The sequence below is a fragment of the Methanococcoides alaskense genome (assembly GCF_027594145.1).
GTDB lineage: Archaea > Halobacteriota > Methanosarcinia > Methanosarcinales > Methanosarcinaceae > Methanococcoides > Methanococcoides alaskense.
This window is the reverse complement of record NZ_JAQFFK010000003.1, coordinates 52,733-75,967: the sequence shown is the minus strand read 5'-3', so window position 1 is coordinate 75,967 and position 23,235 is coordinate 52,733. Positions and strand designations below refer to the sequence as shown.

Sequence of the window (23,235 nt, the reverse complement as noted above, 5' to 3'; positions counted from 1 at the left end):
TGGTTATAAAAGTTACCGCTAAAAGCCCAAAGACTCATCCTGTCCTCTTGAACAATTTGTCAAGTTCACCTTTTGTAAATGAGATCACAGTCGGACGCCCATGAGGGCACGTATATGGGTTCTCAGCCATGTCCAGCTGCCTGAGCAAGTTCTCCATTTGCCCCATACTGCAGCCTGCTCCTGCTTTTATAGCTGCACGGCACGCCATGGTCTTGCAGAGACTATCGAACATACCTGTATCCCTCTTCACCTTACCACTGGAAAGCACATCCATGATGATGTCATGGATCAGTTCGGTGTTCTCCAGTTTTCCAAGAAGGGAAGGGATTGATGTCACAACATAACTATTAGGACCGAATTCGGAGATAGCAAATCCCATCTCTTCAAGAAGGGGGATATACTCATCCAAAAGCACCTTTTCCTTTGAGGTCAGGTCGAGCATCACAGGTGTAATAAGTTCCTGCCACCCAGAGCTATTGCCATCCCGTATCTGTTCATACATCACCCTCTCATGTGCAGCATGCTGATCGACTATCATAAGCCCGTCCTCAAGCTCCACAATAATGTAAAGCTCTTTTATCTGCCCTACTATCCTCGCCTTATCAAGACCAGTAGCTACTCTGTCAGGCTTCTTTTCTGTCTTTGAAAGTACCCTTTCCGAGCGTTTCAAACGTTTTTCAGTATCCCTTGCACTGGCATGATAAGGCTCATCCGCTTCCTTTGCCACCGGAACGCTCACACTTTCAATCGCAGAAGATAGGATCTCAGTACCTGTCTTGCTCTCTTCACTGAAAACAGCCTGTACTGGCCTGTTTTCCGGCAAAGAGACCTTTGGGAACAGATCGTCCCCCTTCAAAGCGTTCTCAACAGCAAGAATGACCGCATCAGAGACCTCACGCTCATGGCTGAGTCTCACATATCTTTTCGCAGGATGCACATTGACATCCACCTCATGCAGATCAAGTTCCAGATCAAGAACGGCGACCGGATAACGCCCTTTCGGGATGAGGTTGTAATATCCAAGCCTCACGGCATTGCTTATGCTCGTTGAGGATACGCCTCTGCCGTTTATGAAAAAGAACTGCTGATCAGTACCGCTGCGGGTAACTTCCGGTTTGGAGATATAACCTGAGATGTTCACAATATCCGACCTGAACTCCACAGGAACTATCTTCTTTGCAATATCGACCCCAAGAAGATGGATGATACTATCAAGAACATTGCCGGATGTCGGGGAACGCACAAGGACCTTGCCGTCACTGATCAGAGTAAAAGAGATGTCAGGATGACCGAATGCATGCCTTGTAACTATATCGGTTATGTGTGCAAGTTCTGTTCGCAGACTTTTGAGATACTTCTTCCTTGCCGGGGTGTTGTAAAAAAGGGATTCAACAGAGATACTTGTACCCGGAGCAGCACCCACTTCCACCACATTCTCCACCGACCCTCCGCTTATAACGACCTTTGTGCCAGCTATCTCCTCCTTTTGTCTGGTGGTCAGATAGACCTTGGCCACCGCTGCAATGGAAGAAAGGGCCTCACCCCTGAAACCCAAGGTAAGGACCTCCTCAAGGTCCTCTATTTGAGCTATCTTACTGGTGGCATGTTTCGTAAAAGCAAGAATCGCATCCTCACGAGGCATTCCGCTTCCATTGTCAGTAACAGTTATCAGCTCGGTCCCGGCAGCCACCACCTCGACTCGAATTTCAGTAGCCTCTGCATCTATAGCATTGTCCACAAGTTCCTTGACCACCGAAGCAGGACGCTCGATGACCTCGCCTGCTGCTATCTTATTGATAGTCGCCTCATCAAGAACACGTATCTTACCGCCCTTATCCTGGCTCATCTTATTTTCCGCCCTTACCTGCCTTTTTCTGCAATTCACTTAACTTGTTCAGTGCCTCGATGGGAGTCATACTATTGACATCAAGCTCTTTCAGTTCCTCAACAACAGGATCAGGCTCAGCTACAGGTGCAGAAGAGCCCTCCGGATCGAAAAGCATCAACTGGGTGTATTGTGCCGACTTCTTTTTCCTACTCCTCTTCGAATCGCTTTCCTTGCTGATGGCACTTTCATCTTCAATATCCTGTAGGACCTCCTTCGCCCTCTGTGTCACCTTGTGTGGCACACCTGCAAGCCTTGCAACATGGATACCATAGCTCTTATCAGTGGCACCGGGCACGATCTTTCGCAGGAAAACAAGATCATCGCCATCTTCCTTCACCGCGATATGATAGTTCTTCACCCTTTTCAAACTGGAAGAGATGTTGGTAAGCTGATGGTAGTGGGTCGCAAAAAGGGAGCGCACCCCGACCCTGCCCTTATTGTGGATATACTCGACCACAGCCTTTGCGATACTATAACCGTCATAAGTGCTCGTACCCCTGCCGATCTCATCAAGGAGTACAAGGCTCTTAGGGGTCGCATTGTTCAGAATATTGGCAAGCTCCACCATCTCTACCATGAAGGTACTCTGCCCGCTTGCAAGGTCATCGAAGGCACCAACCCTTGTAAAGACCCTGTCCACAATGCCTATGGAAGCATGGGAAGCCGGAACAAAGGAACCTGCCTGTGCCATGATAACGATAAGGGAGACCTGACGCATGTAAGTGGATTTACCCGCCATGTTAGGCCCTGTTATCAAAAGGAACTGCTCATCCACACAATCCATTTCCGTATCATTGGGCACGAATCCGCCACGTACGGTTTTCTCAACCACCGGATGTCTGCCTTCCCGGATAAGTATCTTGCAATCGGAAGTAATGTTAGGTCTTACAAAATTATTGTTCACCGCAACTTCCGCAAGGCTCGCAGTACAATCCAACTGCCCTATCAGAACAGCGACCCTCTGCAGATCGGATGCATGGGAAGCGATCCTGGAAGTTATCTCAGTGAACAGTTCATTCTCAAGCGCTGTTATCTTCTCGTCTGCGGAAAGGATGACACCTTCCCATTCCTTGAGCTCAGGAGTGTAGAACCTTTCAGCATTCCGCATTGTCTGCTTTCTAATATAATCATCAGGTATCTGTGCGATATTGGATTTTGTGATCTCAATATAATATCCGAACACTCTATTATAGCCGACCTTAAGCGATTTTATACCTGTCCTGTCACGTTCCTTTTTCTGGAATGAAGCGATCCAGGTCTTTCCGCCAGTGGACATACCCTTAAGCTCATCCAATTTCTCATTGTAGCCAGACCTGATCATGCCCCCTTCCCGCACACTTACAGGAGGCTCATCCACGATTGCATCATCGATCAGCTTCACGATATTTTCGAGCTGGTCGAACTTAAGAAGGCCATCCCTGATATTTCTGAGCATCTCACATCCGGGATCATCACCCATACTTTCGAGTATCTGCGGCACTGAACCCAGGGACTTTTTCAAAGCGATGAGATCCCGGGCGTTCGAATTGCCGTAAACGACCCTGCCTATGAGACGTTCCACGTCCTTCACAAAGGACAGATGAGAGCGAACATCGAACCTCAGCATGGTATCATTTGCCAGACATTCCAGCGCATCCAGCCTGTGATCTATGGAATCTACATTGATGAGGGGCTTCAAGAGCCATTTCTGAAGTAACCTGCCACCCATGGGTGTATTGGTATCATCGAGCACCTTCAATATGGAAGTATCGTTCCCTTCCCCTCGCACGTTCTTGACTATCTCCAGATTTCTCAGGGTGATCGAGTCAAGCATCATGAACTCTGAATCCGAATAGGTGCTCAGCTCATTTACATGCCCGAGTTCCCTCATCTGTGTGCTCAGCGCATAATCAAGTGCAGCTCCCGCAGAAGATATCGCGTAGGGCAGACCGACACAGCCCATTCCTTCAAGTGTGGAGACATTGAAATGCCTTTCAAGAAGCTTCCTCGAAGAATCAATTTCAAAAGCCTCATCCTTGAACTCATGTACCAGTACATTGAGCTCCTTCAACCTTTCAACAAGCCTTTCATCAGAGAACATCGTCCGTGAGATTATACACTCTGAAGGTCGCATCCGTGCAGCCTCACTGGCTATCCTGTCATAAGGAGGCGTATCAGCAAACTGTGTTGTCAGGAACTCGCCTGTGGAAACATCCAGAAATGAGACACCGTAATCCCCATCTCCACCTGAAATTGACATGAGATAATTATTGGACGGGTCCGTGAACATCGAAGTATCAATGGCAGTGCCGGGCGTTACGACCCTGACAACCCCACGCTTGATAATGCCCTTTGCTTTTTTAGGGTCTTCAAGCTGCTCACAGATAGCTACTTTGTAGCCTTTCTTTACCAATCGCGGCAGGTAATTATCAAGAGCATGATAGGGAATACCTGCAAGAGGCATTTTCTCACCCTCAATGTCCTTGCCCCGCGTTGTAAGGGTTATCTCAAGTTCTTTTGCAATGGTCTTTGCATCCTCTCCGAAGGATTCATAGAAATCCCCCATCCTGAAGAAAATAAGTGCATCACTATGTTGCTTCTTCGCATCATAATATTGTTTCATTGCAGGTGTTAGTTTGATCATTCTTGCTCTGCAGTGAATTGGGCAGGAGAATTTATCAGTTTGTTGGTATTTTTGTTTTTGCATTTCAGATATTACTCATTTGAATTTGGGACAGTAAAAAAATAATACAAATATTTAACACATTAGCCCTCTAAAACTGGTCCATTGTGATAAACGGTCAATTATTTCGTATATCATGATCTCAAGTATATGGAGGATATGTGTTCAATGGATGAAAAGGCAGAAGAAAAAGTAAATAAGACCGTATTCTATACATCGGCCACACTAGTATCTGTTTTTGTTATCCTCGGAATATTTTTTACATCATCCATTGGAGATGTCTTTGGAACCATCCAGAATTTCATCGTTACAAGTTTTGGGTGGGTGTATATCGTTTCAGTTGCATTCTTTCTCTTCTTTGTGATATGGCTCTATTTCAGCTCCTTTGGCAACATAAAGCTTGGAAAAGAGGATGATCTTCCGGAATACAGGGACAGGACCTGGTTTGCAATGCTTTTCAGTGCAGGTATGGGGATCGGACTGCTGTTCTACAGTGTTGCAGAGCCCATATTGCATATTGTTGAACCAAGAAATCCCGGGATGGATAGCATCTCCATAGCAAAAGAAGCCATCAACCTGACGTTCTTCCACTGGGGTATTCACGCCTGGGCTATATATATTATAGTCGGGCTTGCTCTTGCCTACTTTTCATATCGCCATGATATGCCCCTTACTATCAGATCAACAATGTATCCGATATTCGGAGACAAGATCTACGGTTTCCGCGGAGACCTTGTGGAGATAATTGCTATTTTCGGAACACTTTTCGGTGTGGCGACATCCCTTGGTCTTGGTGTCATGCAAATAAATGCAGGCCTGGAATATATCGGAATTATGTCGGTATCCCTTCGTAACCAGATAATCCTTATTGTAATAATCACCATCTTTGCCACAACTTCTGTGGTCTCCGGACTTAACAAAGGGATACGTATATTGAGCCTGATGAACGTAGGTCTTGGAGCTTTACTCATACTCTTTGTATTCATCACAGGCCCGACGGTCTTCCTTGCCAGTTCCTATGTTCAGAGCATCGGATATTACATGCAGCACCTGGTAGCCCTAACCTTCCAGACCGATGCCTACAGAGGTGTGGAGTGGCAGAGCATGTGGACAATGTTCTACTGGGGCTGGTGGATCTCATGGTCACCTTTTGTGGGCATGTTCATTGCACGTATATCAAAGGGCAGAACCATAAGGGAGTTCATAAGAGGTGTCCTGATAGCACCTGCACTTATTACCTTTTTCTGGATAATCGTCTTTGGAAATACAGCTATACACATAGAACTGTTCGGAGCCGGCGGTATCTCCCAGGTTGTTCAGACCAGTGTACCCACTGCATTGTTCGTTCTTCTGGAAAGGCTCCCAGTACCATTTTTGAGCTCTGTGCTTGCAACCATTGTTATCACCACCTTCTTTGTTACCTCATCGGATTCCGGATCACTGGTCATCTCTATTCTATCATCCAACGGCAATCCCCAACCTGGTGTTGGTCTCAGGTTCTTCTGGGCTATCCTTCAGGGTGCAGTGGCTGCTGTGCTCCTGCTTACAGGAGGTCTTGTTGCATTGCAGACAGCAGCTTTGACAACAGCACTTCCGTTCTGTATGGTCATGATCCTCATGTGCTACAGCATTGTAAAAGGTCTTAGAAGTGAGGGCAGGGGTACTAAGATCATTGAGGCTGCAAAGATCAACAAAAATGAACCGGAAGAAATATCTATTAATAGGACAAAAATTTTGGTAGACAACATCTTCAGGAACGGGGGTACCAAGAAGTGAGTGAGCTGAAAAAGAAGTTGAATAATATACTTAAAAGTGAAGATGAAGAAGGAACTCCGTCCGATGTCTATTTGAAATTCGCCCGGATGAATATCAGGGATTTTATTAAAAATGTGGTTCTTCCATCTTATCATGAGCTGAAGACAGAGCTTGAAGAACACGGAAAAGATGTTGTCATCGATATGGATGAACCAAACCTGAATTACGCATCCATCATAGTTTACACACCATCCCAGACCAACCCGGATGAAGAGATAGAAGAATTCTGCTTCCGGATAAGAGGCAAGACCTACCAGAAGATGCAATTCGCATTTCCACAGCATGCCGAGGAAGACCAGCCACGCGTTCAGAAAGCAGAGATCGTATTGAGAACCGGTACCCTGAAAGAATACGATATTGAGGAACTGACAACAAAGGAAATCATCGACAGGTTCCTTGGAGAATATGAGAAATGGATAAAGTACTGATCCTTATATCTGAATTTGATTAACTGCTTGAAAAGACGTTTTCTATATCCATAAAGTTCCTTTTAATCTTTCTTTTGTGTCATAGATAATATTCACAATATAGACATACTTGTCTATTTTTCGACATGTTTAATACATGCTCACTGTATATAAATTTTAGCTCCAAAATACAACGCCTTCAATGTGTACTCAATAAAAACATTAGCACTTGTAATGCTCAAAAAAAGAGAAAAGGAAAAAGAAAACGGATCACGTTACAGTCACGTTCATACCCTTCGCTTCCGCCTTCACCTCTGGACTATAGTATGAATACGCACTGCTCTCCTGCACCATCGCCTTTACCGGGAACATTGCCCTCATATTCAACGAGAACTCCATTTCCTCTCCGGGCATCATCTCATCGATGTAAAAGATCACCTTGCGACCGGCTATTTCGTAGCGGGTGATGGTGCCGTCTTCCTTAAGGGCTTCGAGACTGGACCCTACCGGAGTGAAACCTGTGGGTACTGCAATATCCACTATCATCATTCCACTGGACTCAACGACTCCTCTGATACCAGGCATACCATTGTATTTCAGGCGAACATCAACCTTTACCACGTCATCGACTTCCACATCTGTTGAATCGTACTCAACATCAAGCTCGATCTGTTCATGCTCGATGATCTCAGGCAGGATCACATTGAACCTTCTGACAACCTGATAGTTCAGCTCTCCGGTCCCGGAAAGTTCCATCTCGAGAACTTCAACGCCTTCCGGAACTTCAATGATGTTCACAACATCGTAGTTCTCGGAAGTTATCCTAAGGCCCTTGAGTTCCACTCCATCCCCTCTGACAGAAACAGTGGCATCCACATCCCTTCCTGCAACCGCTGCCGCCGTCATCAATGCCCTGAAAGCCATGACAGTATCCTGCGTGCTTGAAAAACCGCCATTGGAATTACGCTGGGCTGCTATCCATTTCAATGATGAGCTTGCCTTTGGGTCATTCGTTTCGATCAACGCAAGTGTGGCATAGGCTGTGGTTTCAACATTCTTGCTTGAGATAGGATGGAAACCATAACCACCAAACTCGTAAGGCTCAGGCATGACATCATCGTATCCCCAATACACGCCGTTTTCGTCCTCTTTTGCCAGCTCGAGAAGTCTTTCCGTTGCCTCATCTACCCTGTCACTTTCAAGCTTTTGAAGAGCAAGAGTACCTATGGCAAGGGCGTATGGATCATCCTGCTTATCAAGTTCTGCTTCCAGATAGCTGCGGGCATTTTCCATAACTATAGGAGCAGCATAGCCATATTCATCGAGTGCCAGTGTCACATAGGCCGTAAGGGCATAAGTGCCGCTCACACCTCCCATCATATCCTGATGAATAACGAAGCCGACTGCCTCCCATGAACCGTCCTCTTTCTGGTGTGAACCTATCCACTGCGCTGCTTCCCTTACAACATTCTCATCGATGGTCGTCAGGTCTCTGGCACCACTGAACTGGGAAAGTACAAAGGAAGTAAGCCACAGACTGCCTTCACCATCACTCTCTCCAAAAGCAGAGAAAGAGCCATCGGCATGCATAAAAGTGAGCTCCCTCTGGTATCCTGTTGTGATGAACGTCAATGCCTTGGCCTGTACCTCGGGATTCTGCTGATCGGTGGCCTTGAGATAACGCAGCACCTCAACATCGGTGGAGAACAACATCATGTTCTGTTCACCACATCCGTAAGGCATACCCAACAGATCATCGACTCCGCTGATCGTCTGGGCTACGATGCTTGGCGTAAAGCTCAGTATCACTTTTTCGGAATCCGGTACTATGGCATCAGGCAGTGTTGCATCCAGCTCAACGGTACCGTTCTTAAGGATACCATTATCCACTATCTCTCTAGTGACCCCTTCCGCCTCAACAATGATCGTCTTACGGATAGCATCCGCTTTCTCAGTGGTCTGTCCTGTCAGTTCAACTGTCTGCACCCCGACCTTGGTGGGACGAATGGTGAAACTTACATGGGTCACACTATTGGCATCCACGCTCACTTCAACAACATCATCTCCCACCAGCTCGAACCATTCTGCACCGGAAAGTGTCAGCTTCACATTCTGAGGCTTGTCGAGATAGTTGTACACATGCACCTGAACCGGGAACTCCTCGCCACGAATAACAGCATAAGGCAGATCAGGATCGATAAAGAAATTCTGGAACACCGTAAGTCCTGCTTCGGATATTCCGATGCCTTCCGGACCTGAGGACACCGCATGAAGTCTCCACTTGGTGATGGAATCAGGCGCATTCAGGTCAAGGGTTGCCAATCCGTCATGATTGGTCAGAATATCAGGCATCCAGATCCATGTTTCAGGGAAGAACTGGCGTACTCTCTCCACTTCTGCAAGCTGCTCCCCTGAACCTGCTTTGTCATCTATTGCAGCATCTTCCATGGGCATCTCCATTACAGCTTCATCTACAACTTCCATACCATCTATGTTTGCCATAAATGCCACAAACCGAGGTTCGCCCATACCCCCATCCACTTCTGACCTTGGTATCTCAAGACTGCCGGATGCCAATACTATCATTCCGGCCTCATCAAGAACATCATAAGCAGTTGTTTGATATCCAAAATATTGTGGATGCGCTTCGACCTGAGGTTCCATAAAGCGAATTTCAAGCTCATCGAACACCTGTTTCAGATTCAGTCTGCCCTCGCTCAATGCATATACGGATTCGTCCACAATGGAAAGTCCTATCATGGACTTGGTGCCTGCATCCAGCTCGACCGAGACAGCGTCACCCGGTGCCACAGTTTCCTTATCGAATCCTGTGGAGAAGTCCACCTGAGTGCTGAACTTGACATCGAAGGGCAGGCTGTCGGCGGAAACCTCATTGTTCGGATTTATCAGGTATGCAACGACCTTCGCTGACGGGCTCATCTGTGGTGTGACCGGGATGTTTATCTGCGGCTCATCACTTGTTGCAGAATAAACTGTTCTACCGTTTGCGAAAACATCGTAGAATACAGTTCCCGCGTTAGTTGAATAGACCTTGAGCGAGATGGTATCCCCGACTTCCGGTATGCCTTCACTTACCTGGCTTAAGTGCAGAAAACTGGCACTTGGGGAATAGACCGAGTTCAATGTACTGGTAACTTCAACTTCTTCTGAGACAGCATGCAGTTCGACACTCACAGCATCCTCGGGTATCTCCAGTGTGACCAGAGCAATGCCGTTCTCTGTTGTGTAGGTATTTTTGCTCTCGTCATAGTTGTAACTGTCATCCCTGAAATTGGAAACTAGGGTAACCTCTTTTTCAAGGGGTTCTCCTCCGGGGTCCTTTGTTACAAGAAGGACCAAAAGAGGCATTCCCGGTTTGATGGAATTGGATTCCGGGATCATTTGCATTATGAACGGATGCTCTGCTATGGTGAGCAGTTCGGTAGTTTCTTCACTATTCCCTCCGGTGTCGGTCACGGTCACATTCAGCATGACACTACCCTGCCCTCCGGCCCCAAAGGTGCCTGCCACATATCCAACAGCAGGAAGTGCAAATTCTACATTTCCGTCTTTAAGAGGAGCAGTGGAAGTTGCGTATTCTTCCCAGACACCTACGTATCTGGAAGCCTTTACCTCAACAGTACCTTCAACGACCTTTCCGAAAAAATAGTTAGCAGAGACCGTGCCTGTAATAGGTTCATCGGCAAGGAACCAGCTTTTCTCAGTGGAAGTTTCGAGGTCGAACTTGGGAAGTACATATTTTTCCACCCTGATATCCACTTCGGACATTGAACTTCCTGATGTCACTTTCACCTTCCATGTTCCAAGGTTCAGCTCAGAGGCAAGCGGAAGATCAAAGAAAGCAACCCCATACTCGTTGGTGACAAGATCATCCTTGAAGATCTTCACTCCCTTTGCATCAGCTATCTCAACGGTGGTGTTCTGAACGACAGGAACAAGGTTGTTGTTCAGGCTGAGAAGACGTACATGGATGGTCTGCCCGGGTTTGTATATAGGTTTGTCAGTTTCGATGAAGATAGGATTATTCTGCACCACCTTAACGGTTGTAGTAAAACCCTTTTCAGCACCGGAGGGTGTTGCGGTCAGTGTATAGCTTCCCTCTTCGACATCCGGTACATCGAATTTCGCTACATTGTTACCAGATTCAGACGTAGCCGCCTTTACCAGTGGGGTGATCTCCCCTGATGCACTGGTAAGGGTATATTCGATACCCCTGCTGACCGGTTCATCATCAAGGAAAGCAGACATCGTTACAGAACTTTCCCCGCCTGAGAACAGCGATTTCGGTACAAGCACCAGATATTCGTCCTCTTCGGAATAAGTTCCACCCTCATCATAGGTGAGAGCTTCATTCGAAGAAGTTTGAGCTTGTCTCTCGTCCTGCCCGATACATCCTGCCAGCAGAATACACGATAGCAAGACCAACAAACAGAATCCTTTTTTTGTAACCCCGATATATTTCATTTTGACACTACCTTTGTTCAATTATTTTTTTGATATGTAAGAAGAAGATTGTTGCCAATTGCGTATAAACTTAGCTTAAACTTCGAAACTGTTCGAACCTATGGTTATATAAAAAATGTCAATATCAAAAAAGAGAACCTCCGGCATCATGCCGGAAAAGATCAAATATCAGTCAAGTAAGTGAAGCCCCGCCTGTTTTGCCTGCTCCATCAATTCCACATCCTTTCTCGCAGAGCCTGGCAGGTCATATCCAGCTGCAACAAGCTTGTCTGTGACCGTCATACCAAAGAATAATTTCAGAATATTTCCGAACTCATCAAAGACGTTCTCATACGTCGATCTGTTAGGATCTCCCTGTGCCCTTACGAGAACAGCGTTCTTCCCCACAGGTAACCTTGGTTTAAGCTCTGCATCCACAAGAGCATAGCAACGATCCAAAAATGAGCGCATCTGTCCGGTGAACTGATCGAAATATATAGGGGAACCGAACACAAAAGCATCCGCATCTTCCAGCTTCTTATAAACATCCGTCATGTCATCCTTGAGCTTGCAATCTGCCATCACATTACAAAGCCCGCACCCCTGACAACCCCTGAAATCCAGCTCATTGATGTAAATGCTCTCTGTTTCAGCACCCTTTTCTGCTGCCCCTTCAAGCACCTTCTGTACAACTACATCCGTATTACCGTTCTTACGCGGACTTCCAATTATTGCCAATACTTTCATTATTTCACTCCCTATGCGTGAATAAATATGGATGATTATTATTTTTAAAGTTATCTAAAGAGTTAGAATGATGAGGATTCTGAAAGGGGTTTTAATGCTGTTAAATTTTACAATTGTACGTTAAATGTTAAACATTATTGAATGAAATGTAAATTTAAGGAGTGAAACACTAAAAAAAATAGAAAGAAGATTGGTAGCATTATCTGAAAATTACATATCTTCTCGTAATCCTATACGTAAACGTAATTGCTCATAATCAATCTTTACACTCATATTATTTAGTAACTCATCTTTTATTTTATCATTAATACCAATATTTTCAATAAAATCTTCATATGATTTTACTTTTTTGAACACAGAATAGAGAGTATCTACTTTTAAAGTTTTATCCTCTCTCATAATATACTTGATGACATGTTCTGACTTAAAAAGGCGTTTTTGAAGTAAAATATTCTTTTCTTTTTCATTGTTTATAATTTCTTCATAGTCATCCGGTTGAACTTTTCTCATGATGGATTCAGTATATTCTCTCAAAGTTGCTGTTAGTTGAGACAATTCTTCTATCTTTGTAGACATGCCTTTTACAATTTTTTCATTCCTTTGATTCATAAGATAGTCTGCAAATAACCCTGCCCATTGATCCCTTAACCAATTTGATATATCTTCAAATTTATCAAAGTCACGCATTACATTATTTCGGTCTTGCTGATTAATTTCATCAAGTAATTTGAAAACATTTATATTGTCTACATAAGCATATTTGATTTCAAATTCTGCATCTCTATTTTCCTTGTAAGTGCGGTATTCTGAATATACGTTTTTTTCAACAAAAATAAATATGGGTATATCGGTCTCTCGAGCGACTCGATATTCCTCAATGGTGACTGAATTATATTCTGTGCAAATCTCATCTTCGTCTTTTTTTTCTCGAAGTTCAGATGATGGGCTTCCATACCGTCCACCTATAATTAAAATAAACATATGGCAACTGTCAATTTCATCATAGCATGATATATCGAGTGGGGCTGTGGATTTATATGGAATATCTCCCTTCTCAAATAATATGGAGTCATACCCCATATTGTCAATGAAAGTTTCAAGGTTACTTCTAATGTGTTTTAAATCATAATATGTAGAACTTACAAATATTCTTGGCTTTGTCACATAAACACCTGAAGATAGTTTAAAAAAATGCTAAACTATTAAATCTATATGGTAAGTAACATTTATTAGTTATATGTTTTTCTTAAGCTACATTAATTATAAAAAGTACACTTTTTTCATGTTACTACATCCCCTACTTGCTATATAAGGTATAAAATTTACATCCACAAATCTATACAAGTCTTAATTTTCACATTCCTTCAAAAAGTGTCAAATATTAGAGATTTACAATTGTACATTAAAAGTTAAATTTGTACAATTTGCTTTGTACCCAATATTTGAAAAAATATCCATTATTACGTATAGCAGATCTTGTCCCATTGGATACATTTGATTTGTTTTTATCTATGGCGATTAGATCAGCAAGCGATTCTCCATTAGAATGGTTACAATGTAATTGTACAACAAAATCTTTTTTTGGAGCATTTCTGAATTGAGAATAGTCCATTATATTTCCTGATATAGATAATCCAGCTCTCTTACCGTGCCCTAAAAGATAGATTCCATAACAATTTTGATCATATAAAATTGATTTGACCTCTTCTGGTGTTATTTCGGTCAAAATCTTGTAATTTATATTAAAATTATTTAAGGCTTTAATTAGCCATCCGACACCAGAATAATAAATCATCAATTTGTCAATTAAACTATGATCTGATATTATTATACATTCGTATTTTTCATTCCCTATGTAACTATTTGCAGTTTTTACCGTTTTATAATTCATTGATATTTTAACGATACAAAAAAAGGGGAATACTAAAATCGCATACATTATTATGTATATGAAATCCATGTTTTCAAATAATCTTTAAAAGTATAAATAGATAAAGTAAATATCCTGAAAGTATTAATTTTTACATTCCTTGTTTAGATGTCAGATATAGAAGAATTACAAATGTACATATTTTGACAAATTACACATAAATGTTTTGTATAAAGAGTTTTACAGATGATAACATGAAACGCGAAGTAACAAGTGTAGAGTTAGTTTTAATTTATTTCATTGCTTTTAGTTTGCTTGCATTGGTAGGTATTCCTCTTTATGGTTCAGCGGTAATTGGAGCTGGAGTAGCTATAGTAGTAATGTTTTATTTTCGCAGAAAAGTCTAATAATTCACATTCCTTCTAATTTTGTTAAACATAGTAGAAATGTCAAACTTAAAATAACGCCTATACAGCCTTTTTTTTGATTCCGTTTGTCATAATTCACCTAATATTTTACATTTCTTCATTTTGTCCACTTTAACATCCCTTCCAATAAAATTAAAATAAAAAGATCATTATCATTTTCAAGCATCAAAGAACGGAACACACCAATGACCAACAAAAAAGAAACTGACAAGGAAACATGCGAACTGACCGAAGAGGAACTTGATGAGCTGATGGTCAAGACTGCAAAAAAAGAGATAAGGTCTGATTACAGACGCAGTCTCGGATGTGAGAATAGTCGTAGGTGTATGGAAGTCAAGGACCTGTCAGGCAAAAAGTGAGTGTTAAGCTCAGACGACCAGTCTTTTCTTCATCATATTGACCGAGACAACAAACCCTATTGCACAAACTCCAATTATCCATGCAAGGTTGAAAAGCAGTTCCAATCCCGGTGTTCCGAAGGTCAGTGCTCTTATTATCATCACGACATGTGTCAGTGGCAATATTGCCAGTGCGATGTACTGGACTATCTCAGGCAGTACGTTCAGAGGGAAGAACGTTCCGCTAAAGAGGAACATCGGTGTGATGAAAAGCATTATCGGGTAATTGATGGACATTATATTCGGGGTAACCGCTGCAATACACATTCCAAGACATGCGAAAAGCAGGCCTGCAAGGAAAGCGAATGGGATTATCAGCAGTGAATGGGGAAAAGTGATGAGCCCGAACAATGCAATCACAGGCAGCATCAATGTGGCACTTATTGTACTGCGTGTGGCACCCCACAGCAGTTCTCCGATTATGACATCCTCGATGCTCAAAGGGGTTGCAATGATGGCATCAAAGGTCTTCTGGTAGTACATCCTCACATAAGAGCCGTAGCTGCACTCGAAAAAAGCACCATACATAACAGAGACCGAGATCAGTGCCGGGGCTATGAACTTTGCATAGGGTACACCGTCTATTTCCTCGATGAACATGCCCAAACCGAATCCCATGGCAAAAAGGTAGAGCAAAGGCTCGATGAATGGTGGCAGGAGATTCAATTTGGCATTCTTCATGAAAACATCCTTATTTCGCCGCCAGACCTTGAAAGCTCCCGATGTTAATTCCGGGGGTTTGAAATACATGCCTATGTCCATCTTCTCACTCCCTGAGCTTCCTTCCCGTCAATTTCAGGAAAACATCTTCAAGTGTTGCTGTGCGTGCAGTAACCCTTTTCAACTTGCATTCCGACAAGAGATGATCAGTTATCTCCTGTGGGTTATCAGTATATATCTGGATCTCCTCCCCGAGCACCTCATAGTTTGCCTGATGAGCTTCAAGGCAGGAGATGATATTAGGATCTTTATCGGTCTCGACTATTGCAGGACCAATGTGTTCCTGAATGAGATCTCTGGGGCTGCCTTCAACGAGTATCTTCCCATTGTCCATGATGACAAGCCTGTCACATAATTGAGAGGCCTCTTCAAGATAATGTGTTGTGAGCACGATCGTAACGCCCTGCTTTTTGAGACCTTTGAGCTTGTCCCACATAAGATGTCTTGACTGGGGGTCAAGCCCCACCGTCGGTTCATCGAGTATCAGCAACCTTGGTTTGTTGATCAGTGCCCTTGCAAGCACAAGACGTCTTTTCATACCACCTGAAAGCGATTCGGTCATAGTATCGCGTTTTTCTTCCAGATGCACAAACTCAAGAAGTTCTTCAACTCTTTTTTTAGCTTCATTCTCAGGAATATCGAAATAACGCGAAAAAACAAAGAGGTTCTCATAGACCGTAAAGTCAGGGTCCAGATTATTCTCCTGAGGAACAACACCCATCTTGAACTTTATTTCCCGCTGGTGAGAGTTCACATCCATCCCAAAGACCTCCAGTGTACCCGATGTCATTGGAGAGATACACTGTATCATACGCATGGTGGTCGTCTTGCCCGCACCATTGGGTCCCAGAAAGCCGAACAGCTCCCCTTCATCAACAGAAAAAGCAACGCTATCTACAGCCGTGAACTCACCAAATTCTTTTCTGACATCTTTGCCTACGATAACTTGAGGAATGTATATCACCGATCTTTTCTTTGAACAAATATTGGTGTGAGAACTGATATAGGTTTTCTTATTTTTCGAACAAAAACCTCACAGTAAGAAACAAATAAAATAATATAATATAATATAGACACTGTATTATTTTAGTTATTGAATTAATATTTCAAAAGATGAAGATCAGGAGCAAAAAAATATGGGATGGTTTGATGTAGTGGCTGGTGTCTGCACAGGCGGACTTTATACTGTTGGAAAAGCAATTTATCAGGCAGGAAATGCAGCGGAAGATGCAGGGGACGCTGCTGAGCAGGCAGGACTTGCCATTGCAGTAATAGGCACAACGATCCAGTCGTTGGGAGAAGAACTGAAATCGTTCTTGAAAGAAACTGAAGAGCTCATTACTATTCGCAGGTTGAGCCCCAGAGATGAAGATGAACTCTGGGATGAGGAAAAAGAGAGACTTGACGATCTTAAAGCCGAAAAAAAGCGTGTTGAGGACGAATTAAAAAGTCTTGGTGTAGATGACCCGGATAATTTTTCATTTAATTTTTGGGATATGTTCTCTGATATGGAAAATGTCATCAAACAGTTCCAGTTGATCGCAAGGATAGCTGCGGTAAATGCTGAGATAACAGAGATATTGTATCAGGAACCTGGAGTTCTAACCACTGGCATCTATAACGCAAAAGAGGTCCTTGAACGCTTAAATACAATTGAACAACCTCTGATAGAAGACATTCTCAAATCCGTTGATGACAACTTCGAAGTTACTGAGGAATTGCTTAAAGAGGTTAAGAAACTCTTCGTCACAAGAGAGAAGGTTCCTATTTCAACAGCAGAACTTGGACCTGAAAGAATACAAAATATTAATGCTCTCGAACTTGACAGAAGATACTATTTGAATGTTCTCCAGCGCAAAAAAGAGGTCGTTTCCGGGATTCACACCGTCATGAACGATATGCCTGCCAAGAATTTTGAGTTCACTGGCAGCATGATCCATATGAACCGAAAAATGAATTCGGACCATGTATTTGATGACAATATTTTAGATAATATCGAAGTTATTGATGATATCAAAATTGATGATGATATCAAAATTGATGAAGACATAAAGATCGATGCTGATATCGGAAATATAGGTAATATTGAAGTTACCGGCACTTCTGATAAATTCTCCGGAGCTACAGGTGAAACCAGAAGAAGAAATATGAACATCGCTGGTGCGACTTTGGAAGATAAGAACATATCTGACAACCACACACCTGCACCCAATATGAATTCTGCCGGTTCTACTGGTCCTACTGATTCTAAAAGATCAGCCAACGCTGGCAGAAAGGCCAACAGTGCTCACTCTTTTGCATCTGAGAATATGAAATTCCAGATGGATAAAGAGCAAAAGTTCACCGGTGCCAACATGCAGCCCCATGGTGCCAGGATCTCGGCATCACTTGCCACAAAATTCGATGGCTACCAGAGGAATTACGATCTTCTGAACGCTCAGGCTTCCTACTACGATCACCAATTGCTAAAGCTCGAAAGGAAAAAAATGAGGTTTACTCATGAGATCGTTGATAAGCCCGGATTGATACCTCAAACACTGGATGAGGCAAACGGGGTACTCGAAAATGTCAGAACCGAGCAGCAACCTCGCATCGATAAAGTCCTTGATAATCTGAATAGCAACCTTGAGACATTGAACACCAAGGTACTCGAAACCCTGAACGACAATCTTGAAGAATCCAGGTCCACGCTGGCAAAGGCCAATGACACCATGGAGACTGTACAAAAAGCATTATCCATACTTGATTTTGATACAAAGTATATCAAATATGGTGCAGTGGCAATTGGGGGGCTAGTCGTGCTCAACCTGTTCGTTGGATTGATAGTGCTGACAAGAGCTGCTTTCGGGATTTGAATGAGAGATAGAGAGATGGTGAAACTAGATTTTGCTTTAAAGGAATAACAGTTCTTTCAAAACTGCTGGTACCATTTTAAGCATAGTCAGTTCATCACATGGCTCATCACTATTTTGCGTGAGTGAGCCAGACCATCTTGTGAATCTACCTTACTTCTATTTTTTCAGAATTCATGAACTGTTTTTTAATATTTGCCCTGTGAGAATTTTGAAAGAGAGCAAGATCAAATTTGAAATGTTTTGGTTTATTCATTCCAAAACATCTCATTCATCATCTAAAATAAACACATCTTCAATGGCTAAATCAAAAATCTTTGCAATGGTATAAGCTAATTTCAGGGAAGGGTTGTACTTTCCCTTTTCCAAGAACAAAATAGTTTCTCTCCTGACCCCTACTTTTTTCGCAAGCTCTTCCTGAGTAAGATCATATCTGGCCCGGAGTTCTTTGATCCTGGTTTTCATGGGTCTGTCTCATAGCCTTTTTTATCATAATACCATCTCAGAATGAGCCATGATCCCGTCGCGATAATAGCTAGAGGCGCACTCACATCTTTGTAAAGTACTTCGGTGAACCAGTTTGTTATTGTCAAGATCGAAATACATATTAAAAGTATCAAGAAGGCATGATAACCGGCTTTTTCATTAATTCTTACAGTTCTTTCGTCACGTATAAAATATTCCCGAGGTTTTGTAGCGGCGTGCAAGAATATTACCGTGAGCATTAAACCCATAAAAATCAATGATGCACCGCCCCCGTAGAATTGGAATTGCCACAAAACAAGACCTAAGACCAGCATTCCCAAAATTAGAGCCAAACCTCGCAAAGTGTATTTATCTTTTCTGATCTTCATACAAATTCTCCTTATAGTTCCTTTGAATTGTAGTAGCGACGAAAAGCTATTAGCGATATCAGTAAAGTGATAAATAATATTGAGATCGTTGCAGGCGTTCCCATTTTGAACAGATCGAAAATATCTCCATAACCGATCAAGGCCATTGCCAACATCAGCACAATAATAGTGTTATGTGCAGCTTTTCCTGCCACGTTTTCTGTCCTTTCATCCTGCTCAGGCTCTTCAGATCTTTTACGCTTCCTGTTGAGAATTAAATATCCTGTTGCTAATCCAATTAATATCGGTATGAATTCGATTATATCCACTGCCATTATGTCCCTCCATACGATTCAGGCAATTCAAATTTGGTATCGGAGATATCCTACGAAACAGAGGTACACTCACATTTTTATAAAGTACTTTGACGCATCTATCTATTTTTGATAAAATTGGAAGACACATTGCCAACATCCAGAAAGTATGCTTGCCTTTCCTAATTTCCATGCAAATCCCTCCTTAAAAGTCCTTTGAATTGTAATAGGTGACAAATCCCAGCATTGATAGCATCAAAACAGGAAACAGTATTGCCATCGTTTCGCGTGTTTCCAGTTTGAACAAACCAAAAAAATCTCCATAGAGAATCACGGCACAAGCAGCCATCAGCACAATAATCGTGCTTTTTGCAGCTTTTCCTGTCACTTTTTCTGTTCGTTCATCATGTTCAGGCTCTCCGATTTTTTTGTACCTGATGTCGTAAATGGTGGAAATTGAAAGTCCTATTGAAGCTCCAATGATCAGTAAAACCGGATATATTATCGCCAGTGCTTCGCATGTTTCTGATTTGAACAAACCGAAAGTGCCTTCACAGATGATCAAATCCCAGAGAAAAAGGTTAAATACCGACGTTAACACAAAAATCGTACATATTATGACTATTCCTCTCACTTTTTCTGTCCCTGTCCTTTCATCATGTTCATGATATCCGGTTCTTTTGCGCTTGATGCCGATTCTCCTACGCCTGATGTTGTAAATGGAATAAAGTAAAATTCCTGTTGAACCTCCAATAATTCCCGGTATATTCGCAAAAATATCCATTTCCATTGTCCAGTCTCCTAAAGTTATCTAATTCAAACTTAATATTAGATATACACAACATTCAATATTTATAGCTAATGCCATCTTGTTTTTTTAAGATGAAGTCGGAGAAAAGTAGAGGAGAAAACATGGAAGAAGACATTTCTTCAATGCCCCTCGAAAACCTGCTATCACTTCTTGCAATGCTATCTGTATTTGAATAGCGTCACTAAATGGAATAGCCAACAAAAGCTGCATTGAAATAAATAAAAGAAACAGTAGTTGAAACGAAATAGGAGCAATAAGAGATAAAACATATCAAGCAATTTTCAGAATCGAACAAAAACAGATAAATCAGATTCAAATTAACCAAAGTCCGCTTGAGCAACGCGAAACGGACTCGCGCTCAAGAAGCGTAATCTTGTGATGGGGCCGCTGAGATTTGAACTCAAGTCGCAAGACCCCCAGCCTTGCAGGATGGACCAGGCTACCCTACGGCCCCACGGGGTCGGTCAATAATAGGACTTTTCAGTATATCATTCTTTCTGAAAAAAGATGGGAAAATGGAGTGAAAACAAAGCTTTAAGCTTGCTCCCACTGCTCGTATGCGTCAACTATCTCCTGTCCTTCGAGGAAGACCAGGCCATGCAGTTTGGCATACTCTTTTGCGTCTTCTTTTGACAATGCTCTGCCATTGGAATCGTCCAGCATCTCACAGACCACCATTGCAGGGGTCACGTCTGCCATCTTTGCGATTGCAATGGAAAGTTCGGTCTGGCCTTTGCGGTCATGGACCAGACGGTCGGCTGCACGCAAAAGAGCGACATGTCCGGGTGTCCTGAACTCGGAACCAAAACTTACATCCTCGCCTTTCATGCACTTTTCCGTGATATTTGCGAGCTCGTTTATGGTCAGGGCCCTGTCGTTGTCAGGGATGCCTGTACGTGTTTTCCTGTGGTTCACCCAGATGGAAAATGAGGAACGGTTGTCATAAGCGAGGTCTCCGCCTTTCTCGACAGTGTTTCCAAGAGCAGGATTTGCCTTTGCTTCATCACGCAGAACATCGGATATGAATGGAAGACCAAGTTTTTGTGAATTTTCACTATCAATAGCCACGCAAATAAGTCCACCGCCATCTCTGCGCATCCAGCGCACGTCATCGGGAGTTACAGAAGAAGCAGTAATCACAAAATCGGTTTCACCCTCTCTGCTATCTGAATCGTAAATGAAGAACATTTCCCCATTCTGTGCAGCCTTTATCGCATTCTTGATATTATCAGTGTAATTTTCGTTTGTCATAGGATCACTCACATGCACTGCGGTCTTCGATCGTAATCTTCACTTCATCCCCGTCACTTAGTTCTAAGGTCTTACGAAGATGAACAGGGGATATTATCTCCAGCAGATCGTGGGGGTAATGGCTGCGTTCGGGGGTCACAACGGCTCCCCTCACTCCTTCTACCTCCACAAAATAACAATTACAGCCTCCAAAAGTGCGCTGTCCGTCAGTAAAACCGGATATCGAAATGATATTTTTCAGGCTTTTCCTTTTCAGTATGTCTGCACTGTGACTGGTAAGCCTGATATTGAGAGTACCCGGATAAGGCTTAAGATCCAGCTTTTCTTCGAACTGTGATCTGTAGCCATCCTGTGCAATGTAATATTGCCCTTCCCCAAGACCCGTTATCACATGCCCATAGAGCTCAATTTTATCTTCGTCGCCACAGAAGATGTGCTTATAATCACTGAACTCAGTCTCAAGCCACTTTCGCCCCTTTTCCGTAATGGATATCATCTGGCCTTCAGGAATGATCAGACGATCGATCAATCCCTCTTCCTCAAGCTGCTTTAGTATCCTTGCGGCTGTTTTAGAACCTGTGGAAGTATATCTGGTAAACTCACTTGATGATATCTTTACAGGTTTCTTAAGTGCGCCCAGAAGAGCCAGATGTTTCAAAGAGTTGATGCGATGCATTTTTGGTACCTTTTTGTTATCCTGCCTCAATTATGAGATGCATCTCAAATATGAGACGGAAAGAAAATAAAGCTTTTGATTAATATATGGTCAATATTCAGAATGATTTATATTATAATAGAGAGAATATTATTCCCAGGTTCCTACATAGTATACAATTCCGGAACATAAACTTATGATCTTGATATAGAGGATTGAATGATGAACAGATGGAACAGGGATTCGGAAAACCGTTCAGAATGTGAAGGGTGGCGTTCATACCTGTACAAATACATCTTCGAAGCCAGTACCCCTATTGGAAAATACTTTGACATAACCCTTATAATAACGATCGTTCTGAGCGTCATCGTCGTTATGCTGGACAGTGTTCATTCAATAAACTCAATTCATCATCAAAAGCTCTACATGGCGGAAATAATCTTCACCTTCCTTTTTACAATTGAATATTTACTGAGGATGGTATGTGTAAAAAGCAAAGTCCGCTATGCTACCAGCTTCTTTGGGATAATCGACCTTCTGGCCATCATACCAACCTATCTTAGTCTGTTCTTCCCAGGAAGCCAATACCTGCTGATAATCAGAGTGCTACGCTTGCTCAGGATATTCAGGGTGCTTAAACTTGTCCAGTACCTCTCAGAGGCTGATATGCTGGTACAGGCTCTTAAAGACAGCAGCAAAAAGATAACAGTTTTTACATTCACTGTCCTGAACCTTGTAATAATATTAGGTTCCCTGATGTATGTCATTGAAGGGGAGCATAACGGATTTACCAGTATCCCACGAAGTGTCTTTTGGGCTATAACAACACTGACAACTGTGGGATATGGGGATCTCGTGCCTGTTACGCCACTAGGGCAGGCAATGGCATCCGTTGTTATGTTACTCGGTTATTCCATAATAGCGGTTCCCACTGGCATCATCACCCATTCTATTATAAACACCAGCATGGCAGCCAGACCTATAATCATATCTGAAAAAACGAAGGACGTTGCCCTTAACATCGCCTGTCACAATTGCGGATTGCAGGGTCATGATACTGATGCTTTTTTCTGCAAGAGCTGTGGAGCAAAACTATAAGAATAATATTAAATTCAACCAG

General features: G+C 42.8%; 20 protein-coding genes and 1 tRNA gene. 6 read left to right on the top strand and 15 right to left on the bottom strand.

The features are described from left to right. Positions 1-34 precede the first annotated feature (34 nt). Both mutL and mutS read right to left on the bottom strand, forming a co-directional pair. A complete protein-coding gene (gene mutL, locus PBV53_RS04040; protein ID WP_309740333.1) occupies positions 35-1,885 on the bottom strand; it encodes a DNA mismatch repair endonuclease MutL in 1,851 nt (616 codons plus the stop codon). Beyond that, positions 1,848-4,511, bottom strand: coding sequence for a DNA mismatch repair protein MutS (gene mutS / locus PBV53_RS04035; RefSeq protein WP_270095899.1), 2,664 nt, complete (start codon positions 4,509-4,511; stop codon positions 1,848-1,850). Before mutS ends, mutL begins: the two co-directional genes overlap by 38 nt. Positions 4,512-4,718: 207 nt before the next feature. On the opposite strand from mutS, the gene PBV53_RS04030 reads away from it, so the two are divergent. Together PBV53_RS04030 and PBV53_RS04025 are read left to right on the top strand one after the other, a co-directional pair. Next, positions 4,719-6,326 (top strand): BCCT family transporter, encoded by a 1,608-nt coding sequence (locus tag PBV53_RS04030; protein ID WP_270095898.1) that lies wholly within the window; start codon positions 4,719-4,721, stop codon positions 6,324-6,326. After that, complete coding sequence (locus PBV53_RS04025) at positions 6,323-6,793, top strand: hypothetical protein (protein ID WP_270095897.1); 471 nt, start codon at positions 6,323-6,325, stop codon at positions 6,791-6,793. The genes PBV53_RS04030 and PBV53_RS04025 overlap by 4 nt, the downstream gene beginning before the upstream one ends. A gap of 249 nt (positions 6,794-7,042) precedes the next feature. On the opposite strand, the gene PBV53_RS04020 is transcribed toward PBV53_RS04025, so the two are convergent. The 4 genes from PBV53_RS04020 to PBV53_RS04005 form a co-directional block, all read right to left on the bottom strand. Continuing rightward, on the bottom strand, positions 7,043-11,257 hold the full coding sequence (locus PBV53_RS04020) for an alpha-2-macroglobulin family protein (protein ID WP_270095896.1): 4,215 nt from the start codon (positions 11,255-11,257) through the stop codon (positions 7,043-7,045). Between the two features lie 168 nt (positions 11,258-11,425). Continuing rightward, on the bottom strand, positions 11,426-11,983 hold the full coding sequence (locus tag PBV53_RS04015; RefSeq protein WP_270095895.1) for a flavodoxin family protein: 558 nt from the start codon (positions 11,981-11,983) through the stop codon (positions 11,426-11,428). Between the two features lie 210 nt (positions 11,984-12,193). Further along, positions 12,194-13,147, bottom strand: a complete 954-nt coding sequence (locus PBV53_RS04010; RefSeq protein WP_270095894.1) for a DUF4062 domain-containing protein — start codon at positions 13,145-13,147, stop codon at positions 12,194-12,196. A gap of 238 nt (positions 13,148-13,385) precedes the next feature. Beyond that, a complete protein-coding gene (locus PBV53_RS04005; protein ID WP_270095893.1) occupies positions 13,386-13,943 on the bottom strand; it encodes a hypothetical protein in 558 nt (185 codons plus the stop codon). Positions 13,944-14,107: 164 nt separating this feature from the next. On the opposite strand from PBV53_RS04005, the gene PBV53_RS04000 reads away from it, so the two are divergent. Both PBV53_RS04000 and PBV53_RS03995 read left to right on the top strand, forming a co-directional pair. Next, positions 14,108-14,260: a hypothetical protein gene (locus PBV53_RS04000; RefSeq protein ID WP_270095892.1), complete on the top strand. Its 153-nt coding sequence runs from the start codon at positions 14,108-14,110 to the stop codon at positions 14,258-14,260. 206 nt (positions 14,261-14,466) lie between these two features. Further along, positions 14,467-14,640 (top strand): hypothetical protein, encoded by a 174-nt coding sequence (locus PBV53_RS03995; protein ID WP_270095891.1) that lies wholly within the window; start codon positions 14,467-14,469, stop codon positions 14,638-14,640. A 9-nt stretch (positions 14,641-14,649) separates the two neighbouring features. Here PBV53_RS03995 and PBV53_RS03990 read toward each other — a convergent pair whose 3' ends face one another. Further along, a complete protein-coding gene (locus PBV53_RS03990) occupies positions 14,650-15,441 on the bottom strand; it encodes an ABC transporter permease (RefSeq protein WP_270095890.1) in 792 nt (263 codons plus the stop codon). Positions 15,442-15,445: 4 nt separating this feature from the next. Next, complete coding sequence (locus tag PBV53_RS03985; protein WP_270095889.1) at positions 15,446-16,363, bottom strand: ABC transporter ATP-binding protein; 918 nt, start codon at positions 16,361-16,363, stop codon at positions 15,446-15,448. 172 nt (positions 16,364-16,535) lie between these two features. Between PBV53_RS03985 and PBV53_RS03980 the strand changes: the two genes are divergently transcribed. Next, the gene (locus PBV53_RS03980) at positions 16,536-18,254 is read left to right on the top strand and encodes a hypothetical protein (protein WP_270095888.1); all 1,719 of its coding nucleotides are present in this window, start codon (positions 16,536-16,538) and stop codon (positions 18,252-18,254) included. A 264-nt stretch (positions 18,255-18,518) separates the two neighbouring features. Here the strand turns inward: PBV53_RS03980 and PBV53_RS03975 are convergent, their stop codons facing one another. The 7 genes from PBV53_RS03975 to PBV53_RS03945 form a co-directional block, all read right to left on the bottom strand. Then, complete coding sequence (locus tag PBV53_RS03975; RefSeq protein ID WP_270095887.1) at positions 18,519-18,716, bottom strand: helix-turn-helix transcriptional regulator; 198 nt, start codon at positions 18,714-18,716, stop codon at positions 18,519-18,521. Beyond that, positions 18,713-19,105, bottom strand: coding sequence for a DUF2178 domain-containing protein (locus PBV53_RS03970; protein WP_270095886.1), 393 nt, complete (start codon positions 19,103-19,105; stop codon positions 18,713-18,715). Before PBV53_RS03970 ends, PBV53_RS03975 begins: the two co-directional genes overlap by 4 nt. An 11-nt stretch (positions 19,106-19,116) precedes the next feature. Beyond that, entirely contained in the window at positions 19,117-19,419 is a 303-nt protein-coding gene (locus tag PBV53_RS03965; RefSeq protein WP_270095885.1) for a DUF2178 domain-containing protein, read from the bottom strand. A gap of 184 nt (positions 19,420-19,603) precedes the next feature. Continuing rightward, positions 19,604-20,188, bottom strand: coding sequence for a DUF2178 domain-containing protein (locus PBV53_RS03960; RefSeq protein ID WP_270095884.1), 585 nt, complete (start codon positions 20,186-20,188; stop codon positions 19,604-19,606). Between the two features lie 400 nt (positions 20,189-20,588). Beyond that, positions 20,589-20,663, bottom strand: a tRNA-Pro gene (locus PBV53_RS03955). Positions 20,664-20,743: 80 nt separating this feature from the next. Beyond that, entirely contained in the window at positions 20,744-21,472 is a 729-nt protein-coding gene (ribB, locus tag PBV53_RS03950) for a 3,4-dihydroxy-2-butanone-4-phosphate synthase (RefSeq protein ID WP_374708536.1), read from the bottom strand. Continuing rightward, entirely contained in the window at positions 21,465-22,136 is a 672-nt protein-coding gene (locus PBV53_RS03945) for a winged helix-turn-helix domain-containing protein/riboflavin kinase (RefSeq protein ID WP_270095882.1), read from the bottom strand. The genes ribB and PBV53_RS03945 overlap by 8 nt, the downstream gene beginning before the upstream one ends. Positions 22,137-22,334: 198 nt before the next feature. Between PBV53_RS03945 and PBV53_RS03940 the strand changes: the two genes are divergently transcribed. Further along, on the top strand, positions 22,335-23,213 hold the full coding sequence (locus PBV53_RS03940) for an ion transporter (protein WP_270095881.1): 879 nt from the start codon (positions 22,335-22,337) through the stop codon (positions 23,211-23,213). Positions 23,214-23,235: the final 22 nt, after the last annotated feature.